We start from the raw sequence: 17240 nt of genomic DNA on the forward strand, positions 1-17240 counted from the left end.
CACCGGCCGCGCCCTAGTCGCTGACCGGGAAGCTGGCGTTGGTGATGACGCCGTTCGGCGTCTGCACCGTGATGGTCAGCGCGCCGCTGCTGATCGGATTGCTGCAGTTGAGGCCCGTGTCCTGGGTCGCGTCGCTGGCGATCTGCACCGCGTAGGTCCAGGCGGCGGAATCGGCGTCGTTGGTGTTGGGCACGGTCAGCACGGTCGCACTCAGCACCCGGCCGTTGGACGCGCTCAGCGAGATCTGCGTGCCGGCCGGCAGCGGATTGCCGGGACGGTCGAACAGCCACAGCGGATCGCCGGCGTGCAGCGCCCTGGCGTTGGTGGCGAACACGGTCGGGTTGTTGTCGCGGATGGCGAAGTGGTAAGTGCGGGTGTCGTTGACGAACAGGGTGCCGCTGGTGCAGTGCGACAGCGCCAGCCCCGTCACCGGCGACTGCTCCAGCAGCGAGATCGCCGCCGCGCTGTTGGACAACACCATCACCAGCGCCTGGCGCACGTGCACGGTGCTGCTGCTTGGCACGGTTTGCAGCACGCCGTCATACACGCCGTTGCCGCTGGCGTTCCAGCTGCCGTCGCCGTTGGAGTCGATGTACTGCTCGCCGCTGACGCGCACCGCGTTGCCGCTCTTGAAGGCGTCGTCGATGCCGTTGGCGTTGGCGTCGCTGACGGCGCGGTCGTTGCGGAACGGATCGCCCAGGTCGGTGTAAGCCTCGCCGATGTCGTATTTGTTGTTGCCGTTGGCGTCGACAAAGCTTTCCTCGCCCAGCGCGTAGGCCAGCACCGTCACGCGGCCGTCGGCCGGGCGCGGATTGCCGGCGCAGTAGCGCACCGTGCATTCGCCCGGCGTGCCTTTTTGCGTGATGACGGTGCCGTCGGTCAGCGTGGTGCTGGTCAGGCCGGTCAGGCAGGAGGCGTCGACCGAGCCGCCTTCGGCCGTGAAGCTGACGGCGGTGCCGTCCGGCGCCGGGTTGTGGAAGTGGTCGGCCAGGCGCGCGGTGATGACGGTGCCGGTCGGCGTCGGACAGCCGTTGAACTGGCCGCCCTCGACGTTGCGGATGGCGGCGCTGAGCGAGAAGCTGTTCTGCTCCGGCACGCCGGTCGACACCACCAGCTGGTCGGACAGCGTGCTCAGGCTGGTGCCCGGCAAGGTCGCGGTCACGCGCACCGGCGTGTTGACGGTGCCGGAGGCCACGGTGGTGGTGACCAGGCCGTTGGCGCCGGTGGTGGCGCTGGCCGGATTGAGCGACAGGCCGCCGGCGGCGGTGTTGAGCGCGAAGTTGACGGCCTGGCCGGAGATCGGGTTGCCGTTGCGGTCGAGCACCTTGAAGGTGACGGTGGCGCTTTCCTGGCGGCCGGCGCCGCCGGTGCCCTTGAGCGCGATGTTCTGCGGCAGCGCCGAGACGAACGTCAGCTGGCCGGCCGTGGCCGACAGCACCGTCAGGTTGGCGCTGCTGCTGATGGTGTTGCCGTTGTAGACGATGCTGGCGGTGATGGTGTCGACGCCGCCGCAGCCGAGGTCGGTGTACGAGGTGGCGGCGACGCCGCTGACCGTCGTCACCGGCGAGCTGATGCGCGCCTTGCCGCTGCTCACGCACGGCGAACTGAAGCTCACCACCTGGGCCGGCGCGTAGGCCGAGCTGCCGTTCATCACGGTGGCCGACAGGCTGGCCGTGCCGCCGGCCGCCAGCGTGGCGGGCGCGATGGCCGGTGCGGTCAGGCTCAACTGCGGCACCACGACGGTGTAGTTGACGTTGCCGGCGACGGTGGCGCCGGCCACGGTGGCGCTGGCGCTGGCCGTGAAACCGCCGGAGACGGTGCCGGCGTTCAAGGTCACGCTGGCCTTGCCGGCGGCGTCGGTGACGGCGCTGCCGGTGGCGGGCGCCAGCGTGCCGCTCTTGTCGCTGGTGGTGAAGGCGACCAGCGCGTTGGCGACGGCCAGGCCGGCGGCGTCTTTGACCACGGCCGACAGCGTGCCGCTGCGGTCGGGGGCGATGCTGGTGGCGGCGGCGCCGCTGGCGGTGTCGGTCAGCGTCAGCGCCAGCGAGGGCTTGGTGACGACCGGCGTGGTGCCCGGGCAGGAGGGCAGGCTGGGATCGCGGTTGGGGTCGATGACGGTGCAGCCGCCGGTGGCGGTGCTGCCGCCGCCACCGCCGCCGCAGGCGCTCATCAGCGCGGCGCACAGGCCGGCCAGCGTGAGGTGGGCGAGATACTTGACCCATGAGTGAGGCTGGCGGTTTCTGCGCATATTGGGCTACTCCTGGTTGGTAGGCGTTGCGGGCGTGCTGTGCAGGGCAAGCAGCATGGCGGTGTCGGTGTCCGCGATGGTGGCGGCGGTGTCGGCGGTGTCAGCGATCTGGACGAGTGCGGCGAGGTCGCGTGCGTGGTCGTGGCCCAGCACCAGCCTGAGCGTCAGCCGGCCGGGCAGGGCGCGGGCCGGCAGCAGCCTGGCGCGGCCTTGCAGCGCGGCCAGCATGACGCGGGCGCGCTGCTGCTGGGCGGGCAGGTATTCGATGATGGTGGTGCGCTGGTAGTGGCCGCGCTGGTTGACCACGCTGGCGTTGACGATGCCATGCCCGGCCAGCATCCGGCGCACGCGCTCGCCCATGCCGGCCACGCCGTTGCCGTTGACGATCTGGATTGCGCCGCTGTCAGCCTGGTGTGCGATGGGTGCTGTCGGCGTCGTTGTGGTCCTGGCTTGCAAGCGGAATTCGTTTGGCGCCAGCTGGACCAGCTCCATGCGTGCAGCGGGCATGGCGGCGGGCGTGGCGGAGGGATACGGTGCCGCGGCACTTGCCGCCGCCGCCACCGACGCGTTGTCGGCATCAAGCAGCGCCAGGTTGGCGCGCGCCTGCGCGTGGCCGGGATCGAGCGCCAGCGCCTGTTGCAGCGCAGCCTTGGCGGCGTCGCGATCGCCTTGCAGAAGGTAGACGTAGCCCAGGTTGCTGCGCGGCTGCGCCAGACCCGGGAAGTCCGCCACCAGTTGCCGCAGCAGCGCGGCGGCGGCGGCCAGCTCGCCCTGGCGCGCCAGCAGCACCGCCTGCGCATTGCGCCCATCCAGCTGCTGCGGCGCCAGCGCGATCGAACGGGCGTAGGCGGCGCCGGCCTGGCGAAGGTCGCCCTGACGCTCGTAGTGGCGGCCCAGCTGGTAGGCATAATCCGGATTGCCGCCGTCGCCGTCCTCCAGCCGCAGCAGCGGCTGCACCGCCAGCGGACGCACCGGCACGCCGCCGCAGGCTTGCAGCAGGCACGCGGCCAGCAGCATGGCCGCCGCCCTGCCTGGCATGGTCGTCCTCATCATGGCAGCGCCGCCGTGCCCAGGCCCTGGTACAGCTGCAGCAGGGCCGGTCCCAGCAGCACCACCAGCAGGCTGGGGAAAATAAAGAAGATCAACGGGAACAACAACTTCAACGCGATCTTGGCGGCCTGCTCCTCGGCGCGCTGGCGGCGCTTGGTGCGCAGCAGTTCCGATTGCACGCGCAGCGAATCGGCGATGCTGGTGCCGAAGCGGTCGGCCTGGATCAGCATCGTCACCAGCGCATCGACATCCTCGACCCCGGTGCGCAGCGACAGATTGCGCAGCGCCTTTTCCTTGGCGCTGCCGGCGCGCAGCTCCAGCGTCACCAGCTGCAACTCCTCGGCCAGCACCAGACTCTTCAAGCCGATCTCCTGCGCCACCCGCGCCAGCGCCGCATCCATCGCCAGGCCGGCCTCCACGCACACCGTCATCAGGTCCAGCGCATCGGGGAAGCTTTCGAAGATATCGCGCTGGCGGCGCTTGACCACATGGTTCAGCGCCAGCCCCGGCAGGTAGTAGCCCAGCGCCGCCGAACTGAGCAGCCAGCTCAGCTTGGTCAAGTCGTCGCTGTCGCCGCTGCGGCTGCTCAGGTACAGCAGCACCAGCAGCGGCAGCAACAGCGCCAGCCCGGTCTTGGCCGCGTAGAACAGGCCCGGCGCGGCCGGCGTGCGCCAGCCGGCGTTGATGAAGCGGCGCCGCACGGCCGAAGTCTCCCAGCCGTCGGCCGGCACCGACAGCCGCGCCAGCGGCGACGCCAGGTTGACGATCTGCTGCAGGAAGCGGCCCTTGTCCAGCTTGGAGTCCGGCTGTTCGGACAGGGCGTCGAGGCGGTCGCGCACGGCCGTGTTGGTGAACAGCCGGGCCGCCACCAGCACGCCGCCGAACACGCCGACAAACAACACGCCGAGGAAGATGAACTGGATCAGATGCATGCTCACACCCGTATCTGCGTGATCTTGCGGATCACCAAAAAGCCGACCGCCATCATCAGCGCGGCGCCGCCCAGCATCTTGCGGCCGCTGGGATCGATGAACAGGATGTTGAGGAACTCGCGGTTGAGGGCGAACATGATGCCGCCCACGCCGAACGGCAGCATGCCCAGCACCCACGCCGACATCTTGCCCTCGGCCGACATCACGCGCACCTGGGCCAGCAGGCGCAGGCGGTCGCGGATGATGGCGCTGATCGACGCCAGCAGCTCGGTCAGGTTGCCGCCGGTCTCGCGCTGGATCAGCACGGCCACCACGAAGTAGCGCAGGTCGGCGCTGGGCACGCGCTGCGCCATGCCCATCAGCGCGTCCGGCATGCTGATGCCGAAGTTGACCTCGTCGAACACGGCGCGGAACTCGGCCGCCAGTGGCATCGGCATCTCGTCGCCGACCATCTTCAGCGCGGTGGGGAAGGCGTGGCCGGCCTTCATCGCCCGGCTCATCAGGTCGAGCGCCTCGGGCAGCAGCATTTCGATGCGGGCGATGCGCTTGAGCTTGGCGCGGTTGAGCTCCCACCACGGCAGCGCCCCGCCCACCAGCGCGCCCACCAGCCAGCCGCTGGACGGCAGGCCCAGCATCATGGCCAGCACCGCGCCGCCGGCCGCCGCCGCCAGCATCACCGCCACCAGCCGCGCCGCCGACCAGCTGCGGCCCGACTGCAGCAGCAGCCGGTCCAGCGCGGCCACGCCGGGGATGCGCTGCAGCAGGCGCTGCAGGCCGGGATCGGTGCTCAGCAGGCGCTCCTTGGTGATCGACACCGCCAGCTCGCTGCCGTTGTCGCCGATGGCGTTGCGCAGCCGCCGCGCCACGCGCTGGGCCTGCTGGCCCTTGACGTTGTGGATGCTGCCGTAGATGCCGAACACCAGCAGCAGCACGGCGCAGAACACCAGCACACCGAACAGGATGAAACGGTAGTCCATGGCGCGCCTAGGTCGGATCGAACACGGTGTTGGAGACGGTCACGCCGAAATTGCGCAGCCGTTCGATGAAGCGCGGCCGGATGCCGCTCGACGTGTGGTGGCCCTGCACCGTGCCGTCCTCGCCCAGGCCGGTCTGCTTGTAGCTGAAGATTTCCTGCATCGTGATCATTTCGCCCTCCATGCCCGTCACTTCCTGGATCGACATCACCTTGCGCTTGCCGTCCGGCAGGCGCGACACTTGCACCACCACCCCCACGGCCGAGCTGATCTGCTGGCGCATGGCCTTGGTCGGCAGGTTGGCGGCCGCCATGCTGATCATGTTTTCCAGCCGCGTCAGCGCGTCGCGCGGGGTGTTGGCGTGGATCGTCGCCATCGAGCCCTCGTGGCCGGTGTTCATCGCGCCCAGCATGTCGAGCGCTTCGGCGCCGCGCACCTCGCCGAGGATGATGCGGTCCGGCCGCATCCGCAACGCGTTGCGCACCAGCGCGCGCTGCGTGACCTCGCCCTTGCCCTCGATGTTGGGCGGACGCGTTTCCAGCCGCACCACGTGCGGTTGCTGCAGCTGCAGCTCGGCCGCGTCCTCGACCGTGACGATGCGCTCGGTGGCGCCGATGAAGCCGGAGATCACGTTGAGCATGGTGGTCTTGCCCGAGCCGGTGCCGCCGGAAATCAGGATGTTGACCTTGGCCCGTCCCAGCCCCTGCAGGATCTCGGCCATGTCGGCCGTCATGCTGCCATAGGCCACCAGGTCGGCCAGCCGCAGCGGGTCGGCCGAGAAGCGCCGGATCGACACGATCGGGCCGTCGATCGCCAGCGGCGGAATGATGGCGTTGACGCGCGAGCCGTCCGGCAGGCGGGCGTCGACCATCGGGCTCGACTCGTCGATGCGGCGGCCCACGCGCGAGACGATCTTGTCGATGATCTTCATCAGGTGGGCGTCGTCGCTGAAGGTGACGTCGGTCAGCTCCAGCTTGCCGCGCCGCTCGACGTACACCTGCTTGTGGGTGTTGACCAGGATGTCCGACACGGTCGGGTCTTCGAGCAGCGTTTCCAGCGGGCCGAAGCCCAGCATCTCGTTCTGGATGTCGCGCGTCAGGTTCTTGCGCTCGGCGTCGTTGATGACCACCGCCTCTTCCTCCAGCAGGCGCTCGACCAGCGAGCGCAGCTCGATGCGGATCTGGTCCTGCGACAGGCGCTGGATGCTTTCCAGGTCGACCCGGTCGAGCAGCGTCTGGTGCAGCCGGTGCTTGAGCTCCTGGTAGGCGCGGTTGTCGATGCCGGTGGCGCGGGTGCCGGCGCCGCGGGCCTGGCCGGTTTCCAGCCGTTCGCGCAGGGAGATCGGCGTATTCATGGGGCATCCTTGCGGGCGCGCAGTTTATCGAGCCAGCTGAGCGGCTTGACCTGCGCCGCTTCGCCGCTGAGGCTGCGCGCGAACGCGCCCAGCGCCAGGCTCAGCTGGCTGGTCGGCGCCAGCTGCATCACCGGCACGCCCTGGTTGACCGAGGCCGCCGCCGCGTCGTAGTGGTTGGGGATGGTTTGCATCAGGTCGGTGTCGAAGGCCGACTCCAGATCCTTCAGGCGGATCTCGCCGCCCTTGTCGTGGCGGTTGACGATCAGGTGGATTTTCTCCTTCGGATATTCGAGCGAACGGAACACCGTCAGCAGCCGCTTGCTGTCGCGGATATACGGCAGCGTGGTCTGCAGGATGGGGAAGATCAGGTCGGCGTGGTCGAGCGCGCGGATGCTGACCGCGTCCAGGCTGCGGCCGACGTCGAGCAGCACGAAGTCGTACTGCTGGCGCGCCAGCTTGAGGATGGCGTCGATGTGGTCGGGCTTGACGTCGTTGGCGTGGGCCGGATCGGACGGCGCCGCCAGCACGCCGTAGTTGGGGCGGATGCTCAGCATGCTCGACGCCAGGAACGAGGGATCGAGCCGGTGGATCTGCTGCGCCACGTCCGACAGCGTGGCCAGCGGCTTGTGGTCGGAGACGAACAGCGAGGCGTCGCCGAACTGCAGGTTCATGTCGATCAGCGCCACGCGCTTGGCGCCGCTTTCGGCCAGCGCGTAGCCGAGGTTGGTGGCCAGGAAGGTGGCGCCGCTGCCGCCCTTGCACGAGATGAAGGCCAGCACCTTGCCGCTGGCCTGGGTGCGGCGGCCGATCTTTTCGGCGATGCGCTCCAGCGCCGGGTTCAGCGCGGCCGCCGTCACCGGTGCCGGCAGCACCTCGCGCACGCCGGCGCGCATGGCTTGCAGCAGGAACTCGGGCGAGGTCTCGCTGCTCAGCAGCACGAAGGCGATGCGCGGATGCAGGCCGCTGAGGCGTTCGATCTGTTCCAGGTCGCCGTCGGCGGCGGACGGCTGGTCGACGATCAGCACTTCGGGCAGCTGCTCTTCGGCCATGCTGGCCAGGCGCACCAGGCCGCCGGACATCAGGTCGACCTCGTCGCTGGCTTCGCGCGCGCGGATCAGGCGGCCCAGATCCAGCAGGTGGCGTTCATCGGATGAAATGACGGCGATTTTCAATTGGCTTCCTTGGTCGTGGACTCAGCGCGTGCCGGTCGTCAGCGCGCTGCCGTGCGGCTGCGGCGCGCTGTAGGACTTTTGATACTGTTCATAGACGGCTTCGGCGCTGCGGCCATCCATGCCGGCCACCGGCGCGGTGTTGCGCCAGGCTTGAGGATTGAGCGTCTGCTGGGCTGCGGCCAGGCGCACGCTCTCGCCGAAATGGCGGTCGACGCGCGGCGTCAGCGCGCAGCCGCCCAGGATCAGCGCGGCAAGCAGGTAAAGTGGGATGCGGACCATGCGCGCTCCTATTTGACGTCGAAGCCGGCGGTGGGCGCGGCGGAGTTGGCGGGGGCGGACGCGGGCGGCGGCGCGCTGCCTTCCATCTTGCCGCGCAAGAAGAAGTCGAAGCGGTTCGGTTCGGCGTAGTCGTCGGTCGGCAGCTTGTGGTCCGGCGCCAGCGGCCGCGCCAGGTGCGGCGTGACGATGAACACCAGCTCGGTGCGGTCGCTCTGGAAGTCGCTGCTGCGGAACAGCGCGCCGAGGATGGGGATTTCGCCGAGGCCGGGGAAGGCCTTGATGTTGGTGGTCACGTTGTTCTTGATGAGGCCGCCAATGGCGAAGCTCTGGCCGTCGTACAGCTGCACCGTGGTGCTGGCGCGGCGCGTGGTGAACGACGGCAGGATGGCGGTCGCGGTGGTGCCGCTGGCGGTGATGCCGATGCCTTCGCGGTTCAGGTCCGACACTTCCGGCGCCACCCGCAGGTTGATGCGGCCGCCTTCGAGCACGGTCGGCGTGAACTTGACGGCGATGCCGAATTCCTTTTCCTCCAGCGTCACGCGCGGCACGCCGCTGGTGCTGTCCTGCGACACCGGGATGTAGATCTTGCCGCCGGCCAGGAAGCTGGCCTCCTGGCCGCTGATGGCCATCACGGTCGGCTCGGCCAGCACCTTGACCAGGCCGTCGCGCTTTTGCGCGTCCAGCGTGGCGAAGTTGCCGTTCTTGCCGTTGAAGGCGTCGAGCTTGCTGGGGTTGCCGCTCAACAGGTTGGACAGCATGGTGTAGGTCCAGCTGCCGCGCACGCCGGCCACGCCGACGCTGGCGCCGAGCTGGTCGACCAGGCTCTTGGAAATTTCCGCGATCTTCACTTCCAGCATCACCTGCTGCGGCGCGGCGATCGCCAGCATGTTGACCACGCGGCTGGCGCCATTGCCACCACCTGCGGCGCCGCCGGACAGCGCCGGATCGGCCATGCCGGCGGCGAAGGCCGCGCTGGCGCTGCCGGCGATGGCGCCGTTATTGCCGCCATTCGCGCCGTTGGCGCCCCCGGCCGCCGGCGCGCCGCCGCCCTGGCCGCCGCGCGCGCCGCGCTGCAGGTAGGCGCCGGCCACCGCCACCACCTGCGAGGCGCGCACCGTGTCGGCCACCGTGCCGGACAGGATCAGCGAGTTGCCGGAGACGGTGATGCGTATTTCTTTCTCATTCGGGAACAGCGCATCGAACTGCTGGCGCAGCGGGCCGGCGTCGATGCCGACGCTGATGTCGATGATGGTGGCCTGGTTGGCCTTGTTCCACAGGATCAGGTTGGTCGAGCCGGTCGACTTGCCCAGCATGTAGACTTCGCTCGGATTGATCAGGATGACGTCGGCCACGCGGGCGTCGCCGACGGCGATGCGGGCGGCAGGATAGGGCAGATGCATCAGCGTCGACTTGCCTTCGGCCAGCTCGATCTGCGCGGCCAGTTCCACGCTGCTGGCGTTGCCGGCCGGCGTGCCGGGCAGCTTGCTCCTGGCCTGGGCCTGGGCTGGCGCCTGGGCCCAGGCCGGGGCGGCCAGCGTGGCCAGCAGCGCCAGGGTTGCACAGCTTGCGGGGGCGGTCGCTTTGCGTAGTCCGGTCATCAATGCCATCCTTTAAAATTGTTGGGTGCTGCGCTCCAGGCCCTTGATCATTTCCACTTTGTCGCCCGCCGGTTTCGGCGGCTTCGGCGGCGGCGCAGCGCGCACCGGCGCGGCCGCCGGCTGCTCGCGCACCGGCGCCGGCACGGCGGCGGCCATGCGCGGCTTGCCGCCGTCGAGCAGGCTGCTCTTGGTGGCGCCCTCGGTGTTGGCCGATTTCGGATCGATCTGGTTGCGCAGCACCAGCGACAGCGTGCCGACACTGCGCGCCAGGTCCAGCTTTTCCACCTGCTCGGGCGTCAGCTCCAGCGTCACCGCGTTGACCACCTTGGGCTTGGTGTCGTCGCGGTTAGATTCCTGCGCCACCGCCAGCACCAGGATGCGCTCCAGCACGATCTTCGAGATCGCCTGTTCGCGGTTGACGTTCTGGCCGCTGTCGCCGCGCGCTTCCTCCTGCGTGTTGACCAGGATGTCGACGAAGTTGCCCGGCAGCGCGAAGCCGGCCACGCCGACCACGTCGTTGACGCGCACCGTCATCGCCCGCTTGCCCTGCGCCACCACGGCCGACAGGCCGCCGGTGGTGCCGGCCGGCGCCAGCTTGCTTTCCATCAGCGGCTCGCCGCGCTCGATGGCGCTGCGCGTGACGCGGTTCTCCAGCTGCCTGGCTTCGACGATGGCGCCCGGCGGCAGCGCGTTGCTGGGCCACTCGACCATGTTGATGAGCTCCGGCGTGACGCGCGCGCCCAGCGGAATTTCCACCAGCGCCACCGCCACCTTCTTGCTGGTGCCGGCGCCCTGGTCGTTGAGCCAGTGCGCGGCCAGCACCACCGCCGCCAGCGCCATCACCAGCGCCACCCCTATCATTGCCAGCGCACGCGTATTTCTCATGTGTCGTCTTTCGCTGATGTCTTACGCTCATTAAACCGGTGTGGCGTTTTCACGCCGCTCTTTGTCCTTCTTCTGCTGCTCGGCCGCCTGGCGGCGCACGGCGGCGCCGGCGAAGTAATTGGTCCAGGCCCAGTCGACCGCGGCGCGGGTCAGCGCCGGCGCCGCCGATTCGTAGCGCGCCAGGTCCAGCACCTGACGGATCAGGTCGCGCGGATAGCAGGCCAACAGCGGCACTTCTTCGCGGTAGTGCTTTTCGTGCAGCAGGTAGTGATAGGTGTCGGGATCGAACGCGATGTCGGCGTGGTGGCAGGCTTGACGGAAAATGCGCTCATATTCGGCCTCGCTTTGCGGCGGCACTTCGATCTTGTAGCCGAGCCGGCGGACAAAGGCGCCATCGGACAGGCGTTCGGGGAGAAAGTTGGACGAGAATACCACGACCACATCGAAAGGCACCTGGAAAACGTGACCAGTGTGCAACGACAGATAATCGATGCCACGATCCATCGGCACGATCCAGCGGTTCATCAGTTCCAGCGGCGAGCAGCGCTGGCGGCCGAGGTCGTCGATGATGAAGATGCCGTTGTTGGCTTTCAAATGAGGAGGCGCCTGGTACAGCCGGGTGTTGGCGTCGAAGCGCAAGTCCAGCATGTCCAGCGTCAGCTCGCCGCCGGTCAGCGTGGCCGGACGCTGCACGCCGCGCACCCAGCGCGCATCGATGGTGCGCAGCTTGTCGAAGGCGTCGGCCGGCTCGGCCGGGTCGGGCGGCGCGCCGGACGGGCGGTGCTGCACCGGGTCGTGGAACGGCACCACCTCGCCGTCGATCATGATGGCGTAGGGAATGGCGATGTCGTCGCGCAGCAGGCCGCGCAGGCGTTCGGCCAGGTAAGTCTTGCCGCTGCCGGCCAGGCCGTAGATGAAGATGGCGCGGCCCGAATTCATCGCCGCGCCCAGCTGGTCCAGCACCAGCTGGTTGACCACGATGTCGCTGAAGTTGGCGGTGACGGCGGCGCGCGTCACGTGCAGGTCGGCCACGCTCTGGGTGGCGACCTGGCTGCAGTAGTCGGCCAGCGTCACCGGCGCCGGGCCGGCGTAGGCGTTGCGCAGCATGCAGGCTTGCGCGCGTTCACGGCCCAGTTCGGTCAAGTGGTAGGCCAGGTCGGCGTCGGTGCCGCTGCCGCCGCGCCGCGTGACTTCGCACAGCTTTTCGGTGCGCATGAAGGCGATCAGCGGATCGATGACGCTGACCGCCAGCTTCAGGTGCGACGCCAGCTCGGGCAGCTTGAGCTGGCCGCGCTGGAACAGCACTTTGGTCAGCAGTTCGACCAGGAATAAAAAGGGCAGGCCGGTCTCCTCGATGCTGCGGGGAGCGCGGGCGTAGGCCGGAGCGGCTGCGGGCTGGGTGCTCACTCGAACAGGCTGGCGCCGGTGACGGCGGCATAGATCAGATAGGGCGCGGCGCCGGCCGCGATGGCGATGGCGTACGGCAGCTTGCCGCTGGCGGCGGCCGGTTCGGCGATCGCGGCGGACTGGCCGGCGATGGCGCCCAGCACGCTGCTGAGCACCAGCTGCAGCGAGTTGTTGAGCATGGCCCCGGCCTTGCGGTGGTACAGCGACACCAGCAGGGCCAGTACGCCGCCGGCCAGCAGCGTGCACAGCGCGATGCCGAACACGGCGCGCGGGCCGGTGAAGGCGCCTATCATGGCCAGCAGCTTGACGTCGCCGGCGCCCAGCGTGCGCAGCGCATACATCGGCAGCAGCAGCGCCAGGCCGAGCGCGAAGCCGGCCAGCGACCACAGCAGGCCGATGGCGCCGAACGGTTGCGTGAACAGGCCGCTGCCGGCGGGCAGCAGCAGTTGCAAGGCGAAGGCGCTCAGCAGGCCCGCCAGGATCAGCAGGTTGGGGATGCGGCGCGCGCGCACGTCCTGCCAGACGGCCAGCGTCAGCAACAGCGTCAGCAGTATCAGCGGCAACCAGGTCATCGGCAGTCCTAGCAGGGAGGCGGGCCAGCGCGCGTGCGGCATAGTAAGCCGCCCGGCCCGGCATTGCCGAACCGGACAGCTTTACTATGCCGCAAAAACCCGCCGCAAGGCCAGCTTTTTCAATCAGGCGGTGGCGGTGACGACCTTGGCGAACAACGCCTGGATCTGGGTGCCCAGGGTTTTGACGGCGGTCAGGCCGACCACGGCCACCAGCGCGGCGATCATGGCGTATTCGATGGCGGTCACGCCGGATTCGTCGTTGATGAAGTTTTTGATCGAGTTCATGATGAGTTCCTTAAAATTTAAAAGTGAAGATGGTGTCAATGGATGGTGTCAATTCCAGCTAAACGCGGAAGCAGCCTCAGCTCTTAAAAAAAGCCAGCAGAGCGATGATGCATACAACAGAAGCAAGCGAACCGAGCAGGGCGTATTCCAGCAGCGTGGCACCGCTCGCGTCGGCCAGGAAATGACTGAAGCTGGCTGGTGTCTGGCGTGGTCGGTACATCGGTTTCTCCCTTGGGTTCTCTGGCTTGCTGTTTCCGGCTTTAGCCGGCGCGGTCTGGTATTAAGCGGTGGCGGTGACGACTTTGGCGAACAGGGCCTGGATCTGGGTGCCCAGGGTTTTCACGGCGGTCAGGCCGACCACGGCCACCAGCGCGGCGATCATGGCGTATTCGATGGCGGTCACGCCGGATTCGTCGTTGATGAAGTTTTTGATCGAGTTCATGATGTCAGTCCTTTAGGTCAGTGGGTGTTTGGTTTCAGCCGTTTCAAAACCAGAGCTGATGAATGAAGTATAGGGATGTGAGGCCGCCGCCACATCGGACAAAACTCCTGAAATGACCATGACAAAACGGTGGATTTTTGCGTGATAATCCGTGACATTTGTCACGGAAAACAGGGCGCTCCCCTATGACGGACGGTATGGCGCAGACGGGAGGCAAGGCGGGGCAGGTGTGGCGGAAATGCAGCGGGGGCGGGGCTGCGGGCGCTGTGTTCAGCCGAGTTTATGCTTGCTGGCGTACACGTACAGCTCCAGGCGGTTGGCCACGCCGAGCTTCTGGTAGATCGAGGTCAGGTAGTTGCGCAGCGTCGGCTCGGCCACGAACAGTTGCTGGGCCAGTTCCTTGTTGGCGGCGCCGTTGCTGTGCACCACGGCGCTGACGATCTTCAGCTCCTTGGTGGTGAGACTGGCAATCTTGTCTGCCTCGGCATCCTTGGCCGCGCTGGCCACCGGGTTGATCAGCGAGGCCAGCATCGCCGTCATCATCGTCGGCGACAGCCACATCTGGCCGCCATGCACCTTGCGCACCGCCGCCAGCACCACGTCGGCCTCGGCATCCTTGCCGACCACGCCGCGCGCGCCCAGCCGCATGGCCTGGCCCAGCAGCACTTCGTCGCGGTTGCCGCTGAGGATGATGATGCGCGCTTCGCTCAGCACCAGCTCAGGGATCACTTCCAGCGAGCTGCGGCCTTCCAGGTCCAGGTCCAGCAGCACGATGTCTGGCCTGGTGCGCAACGCTTCGGCCACCGCCTGCTCGGGATCGGCGGCGGTGGCGACCACCTGCATTTCCGGCGCCGCGCCCTCGATCAGTTTTTGCAAACCCCACAACAGGGTCGCGTGGTCGTCCACCAGCATCACGCGGATCGGTGGTGTGCTTGCTGTCGCCATAGGGCTGCCTTTCTCTTGATGACCAGCTACATCGGTATCGTGACCCGGATGCGCGTCACGCCGGGCTCGCAGACTGCGACCGTCAGGCCGCCGCCCAGCGCGGCGGCGCGCTCGGCCAGCGAGCCGGGCAGGAAGTCGGCCGGGAGGCGTTCCGGATTGTCGTTTTCTATATCGATCTGCAAATGCGCGCCGATATTCGAGAGTGTAATCCTGCCGGCGCGCGCATGGGTGTGTTTGCGGATATTACTCATGCCTTCGTTCACCATCTGAAACACTTCGGCCGCCAGCCGGTCGCTGATCTGCAAGTCGTCGGCCGCCTGCAGCGTCACGTCCAGGCTGTAGAAGGCCAATACCTGCGCGGCCTGGCGGCGCAGCGCCACCATCAGTTCCGGTTCGCCCTTGCCGTTGTCTTTGCGCACATTGCGGGCGAAGCTGCGCATGTTGGCGATCACCTCGGTGCTCATGACGATCAGCTTTTCCAGGTCGTCCGTCAGCGGATTGTCGGCGGCGGCCTGCTGGCGCATGGCGGTCAGCGCGTGGCGCAGGCCGATATAGGGCTGGATGGTGCTGTCGTGCAAGTCGCGGGCAATCTTCTGCCGCTCGCGGAAGGCGGCGTCGGACGCCATGCGGTCGAGCAGTTCGATGTTCTCGATCACCGGGAAGGCCTGGGCCGCCACGTGCAGCAGGAAGGTGGCGTCGCTGCGCGTGAAGCGCGGGCCGGCCGACACCACATACAGGCGGCCGCGCCCCTTGCGCAGCGGCAGCGGCGTGCTGATGAAGGCGCGGCCGTCGAACAGATCGGCCAGCTGGGCGCACGGCGCCGGGTCCAGCGGCTCCCAGCGGCGCTGGCCGGCCGCCAGCGCGCGCGCCTCGCCGCTCCACGGCAGGCGCGGGTGCAGCGGCGCCGCGTACAACACCGTGTGCTGGGCCGGAAAGGCCAGCAGCGGCGCGGCCGAGCCGGCGCCCATGCGCGCCACGCTGGCCGGCTGGCCGCTGTTCTGTTCGGTGGACGAGCGCAGCAGCCACTGCTCGCTGTCGGCATCGTTGATGAGCAGGATGCAGTTGCTGGCGCGATAGAAGTGGCGGATCTGCGCCAGCAGCGAGGCCAGCGTCTGGTCGACGCCGAAGCGCGGATTGGACAGCCGGCTGACATCGCGCAGCAAGGCCAGCCGCCGGCGCTGGGCCACGCCCAGGCCGCCCCAGTAGGCGATCATATAGCCCAGCCCCAGCACGAAGGTGATGCGCAGCAGCAGGTGGGCCAGGTCGGCGTGCAGGTTGACCGCCAGCGCGCTGGCCGCCACCAGCAGCGCCGAGGCCAGCGTGATGCGCGCGCCCTCGTCGAAGCCCCACTGGAAGGACGCGGTCAGGATGACGAAAAAGAAGAAGGGCACGAAGAAGCTGTTGTTGCCGCCGCTGAAGTACACCATCAGCGCGTACCAGCCGAGGTCGATCCAATAGACCACCTTGCCATGCCAGAAGGGATTGCGGCGGCGCCGCGCCGCCACGTACAGCGCGCCGCTGTGCAGCGCGTAGGCCAGGAAGACCAGCGTGCCCAGCAGGCTGACGGGGCCGAGGTCGGCGGGTGAGATGAACAGCGTGAGGACGGCGGAAATCGACAGCAGCAGGCGCATTTCAAACACCATCGTCGCGCCGGCGGCGTCGCCGGCCGCGCGCGTGGGTAGGGTGTCTTCGGGCTTGTATTCCGCCACCGCATCTCCTATCGTGACTATAGTCGTTGCTTCCGCAGCAAGTAAATCAGTCTACGCAGATACTGGCTCGCTGTCTATGCGCACTGAAAATAACTGTGTGCATGATTTTTTAGCCGGGCTACAATGGACACTGCCGTCCACCCTGAACGCGTGCCGGCAAGTCCCAGGCAGCCTCCCGCAAGCGCCGTCCCTGGTCGTACTGCCGCCTCTCCGGCCCTCGCAGCGCGCCACCCACGCCATGAATGAAACAGATGATAGCTCACCGCTGGAATTCCCGTAAGCGCGCGACCGCGGCCAGGCGGCAACGGGGCGCGACCGTGGTGGAGATGGCGCTGGTCATGCCGGTGTTCCTGCTGGTGATGATAGGCGTGATCGAACTCGCGATGATGTATTTTTCCAACCTCACCATGCAGTACGCGGTGCGCGAGGGTTCGCGCTACGCCATCACCGGCCTGGCCGACGCCGACCCCAACGCCAGCAACCAGCAGCGCTACCAGGCCATCATCCAGAAGATCAAGGACAGCTCGACCGGCATGTACGCCAAGGTCAGCCCGGTGATCACCACCAACAACGTCACCTACACCGACAGCAGCTCGTACAACGCCGCCATGTTCGGCGCGGCCGGCGACATCCTGGTGATCCAGATCGACTGCTACTGGCCGCTGGCGACGCCGCTGCTCAAGCCCTTCTTCACCGACGGCAAATACCATTTCGTCGTGGCCACCACCATGCTCAACGAAAACTACGGGAGCAACTGATGCGGACCGTCCACCGCCCTGTGCAGGCCGAATCCGGCATCGCCGCCATCGAGTTCGCGCTGCTGCTGCCGCTGCTGGTGTTCCTGGTGATGGCGGTGTCGGATTTTGCGCGCGGCTTGCAAGCCAATATGGTGCTCATCAACCTGAGCCGCGAGGCCGCCAACCTGGCCTCGCGCAGCAAGCTGCAGCTGACCGACAACAGCCAGGCCATCATCGGCGCCGTGGCGGCCTCGGCGCCGCCGCTCGACATGAAGAACAAGGGCATGCTCTACATCACCAAGCTGATGGGCTACAAGGATAGCTCGGGCACCATGACCACCGTGGTGCTGGAGCAGTACCGCTGGGACGACAGCAAGAACAACACCGGCTTCCGCGTCAGCGGCTATGCGCCGGTCAGCAAGCTGTGGAGCTGCCCCAGCTGGAACACCAGCACCGGCGCCTGCAGCAACATCGCCACCGGCGCCAGCGCGCCCAAGGTGGCGCTGATGAGCGGCAGCCTGTTCGACGGCGAAATCATTTTCGTGGTCGAGAGCTTTTACAAATTCAACCTGCTGTTCGGCGACAAAAAGCTGGGCAGCCTGACCGTGCCTAACTTCGGCACCAACCTGTATTCGATGACGGTGTTCTGAC

The 17240-nt window shown here is 67.7% G+C and carries 18 protein-coding genes; 2 read left to right on the top strand and 16 right to left on the bottom strand.

What is annotated here, in order from left to right; genetic code table 11:
- Window positions 1-13 precede the first annotated feature (13 nt).
- From GEV02_RS17225 to GEV02_RS33685, 16 genes are all read right to left on the bottom strand, one after another.
- Window positions 14-2248, bottom strand: a complete 2235-nt coding sequence (locus GEV02_RS17225) for an Ig-like domain-containing protein (RefSeq protein ID WP_152839143.1) — start codon at window positions 2246-2248, stop codon at window positions 14-16.
- Between the two features lie 6 nt (window positions 2249-2254).
- Window positions 2255-3301, bottom strand: a complete 1047-nt coding sequence (locus GEV02_RS17230; protein ID WP_152839144.1) for a LytR C-terminal domain-containing protein — start codon at window positions 3299-3301, stop codon at window positions 2255-2257.
- The gene (locus tag GEV02_RS17235; protein ID WP_152839145.1) at window positions 3298-4230 is read right to left on the bottom strand and encodes a type II secretion system F family protein; all 933 of its coding nucleotides are present in this window, start codon (window positions 4228-4230) and stop codon (window positions 3298-3300) included. Before GEV02_RS17235 ends, GEV02_RS17230 begins: the two co-directional genes overlap by 4 nt.
- 2 nt (window positions 4231-4232) lie before the next feature.
- Complete coding sequence (locus GEV02_RS17240; RefSeq protein ID WP_152839146.1) at window positions 4233-5207, bottom strand: type II secretion system F family protein; 975 nt, start codon at window positions 5205-5207, stop codon at window positions 4233-4235.
- Between the two features lie 7 nt (window positions 5208-5214).
- Window positions 5215-6558: a CpaF family protein gene (locus GEV02_RS17245; RefSeq protein WP_152839147.1), complete on the bottom strand. Its 1344-nt coding sequence runs from the start codon at window positions 6556-6558 to the stop codon at window positions 5215-5217.
- A complete protein-coding gene (locus tag GEV02_RS17250; RefSeq protein WP_152839148.1) occupies window positions 6555-7730 on the bottom strand; it encodes an AAA family ATPase in 1176 nt (391 codons plus the stop codon). The genes GEV02_RS17245 and GEV02_RS17250 overlap by 4 nt, the downstream gene beginning before the upstream one ends.
- Before the next feature lie 21 nt (window positions 7731-7751).
- Window positions 7752-8009 (bottom strand): pilus assembly protein, encoded by a 258-nt coding sequence (locus GEV02_RS17255; protein ID WP_152839149.1) that lies wholly within the window; start codon window positions 8007-8009, stop codon window positions 7752-7754.
- 8 nt (window positions 8010-8017) lie between these two features.
- A complete protein-coding gene (locus GEV02_RS17260; protein WP_152839150.1) occupies window positions 8018-9607 on the bottom strand; it encodes a type II and III secretion system protein family protein in 1590 nt (529 codons plus the stop codon).
- Window positions 9608-9619: 12 nt separating this feature from the next.
- The gene (gene cpaB / locus GEV02_RS17265) at window positions 9620-10492 is read right to left on the bottom strand and encodes a Flp pilus assembly protein CpaB (protein ID WP_152839151.1); all 873 of its coding nucleotides are present in this window, start codon (window positions 10490-10492) and stop codon (window positions 9620-9622) included.
- A gap of 30 nt (window positions 10493-10522) precedes the next feature.
- Window positions 10523-11899: a nucleoside/nucleotide kinase family protein gene (locus GEV02_RS17270; RefSeq protein WP_328595838.1), complete on the bottom strand. Its 1377-nt coding sequence runs from the start codon at window positions 11897-11899 to the stop codon at window positions 10523-10525.
- Window positions 11896-12471: a prepilin peptidase gene (locus GEV02_RS17275; protein WP_152839152.1), complete on the bottom strand. Its 576-nt coding sequence runs from the start codon at window positions 12469-12471 to the stop codon at window positions 11896-11898. Before GEV02_RS17275 ends, GEV02_RS17270 begins: the two co-directional genes overlap by 4 nt.
- Before the next feature lie 123 nt (window positions 12472-12594).
- Entirely contained in the window at window positions 12595-12756 is a 162-nt protein-coding gene (locus tag GEV02_RS17280) for a Flp family type IVb pilin (protein ID WP_152839153.1), read from the bottom strand.
- 76 nt (window positions 12757-12832) lie between these two features.
- Window positions 12833-12976, bottom strand: a complete 144-nt coding sequence (locus GEV02_RS32930) for a Flp family type IVb pilin (RefSeq protein WP_174999144.1) — start codon at window positions 12974-12976, stop codon at window positions 12833-12835.
- A 60-nt stretch (window positions 12977-13036) separates the two neighbouring features.
- On the bottom strand, window positions 13037-13198 hold the full coding sequence (locus tag GEV02_RS17285) for a Flp family type IVb pilin (protein ID WP_152839153.1): 162 nt from the start codon (window positions 13196-13198) through the stop codon (window positions 13037-13039).
- Window positions 13199-13468: 270 nt separating this feature from the next.
- The gene (locus GEV02_RS17290; RefSeq protein ID WP_152839154.1) at window positions 13469-14143 is read right to left on the bottom strand and encodes a response regulator; all 675 of its coding nucleotides are present in this window, start codon (window positions 14141-14143) and stop codon (window positions 13469-13471) included.
- 26 nt (window positions 14144-14169) lie between these two features.
- The gene (locus tag GEV02_RS33685; protein WP_152839155.1) at window positions 14170-15852 is read right to left on the bottom strand and encodes a GAF domain-containing sensor histidine kinase; all 1683 of its coding nucleotides are present in this window, start codon (window positions 15850-15852) and stop codon (window positions 14170-14172) included.
- A 242-nt stretch (window positions 15853-16094) separates the two neighbouring features.
- On the opposite strand from GEV02_RS33685, the gene GEV02_RS17300 reads away from it, so the two are divergent.
- Window positions 16095-16610, top strand: a complete 516-nt coding sequence (locus GEV02_RS17300) for a TadE/TadG family type IV pilus assembly protein (RefSeq protein ID WP_235922809.1) — start codon at window positions 16095-16097, stop codon at window positions 16608-16610.
- Window positions 16610-17239 (top strand): TadE/TadG family type IV pilus assembly protein, encoded by a 630-nt coding sequence (locus tag GEV02_RS17305; protein WP_152839156.1) that lies wholly within the window; start codon window positions 16610-16612, stop codon window positions 17237-17239. Before GEV02_RS17300 ends, GEV02_RS17305 begins: the two co-directional genes overlap by 1 nt.
- The last annotated feature ends 1 nt before the right edge of the window (window position 17240 follow it).

The organism is Rugamonas aquatica, from assembly GCF_009380215.1.
Lineage (GTDB): Bacteria > Pseudomonadota > Gammaproteobacteria > Burkholderiales > Burkholderiaceae_D > Rugamonas > Rugamonas aquatica_B.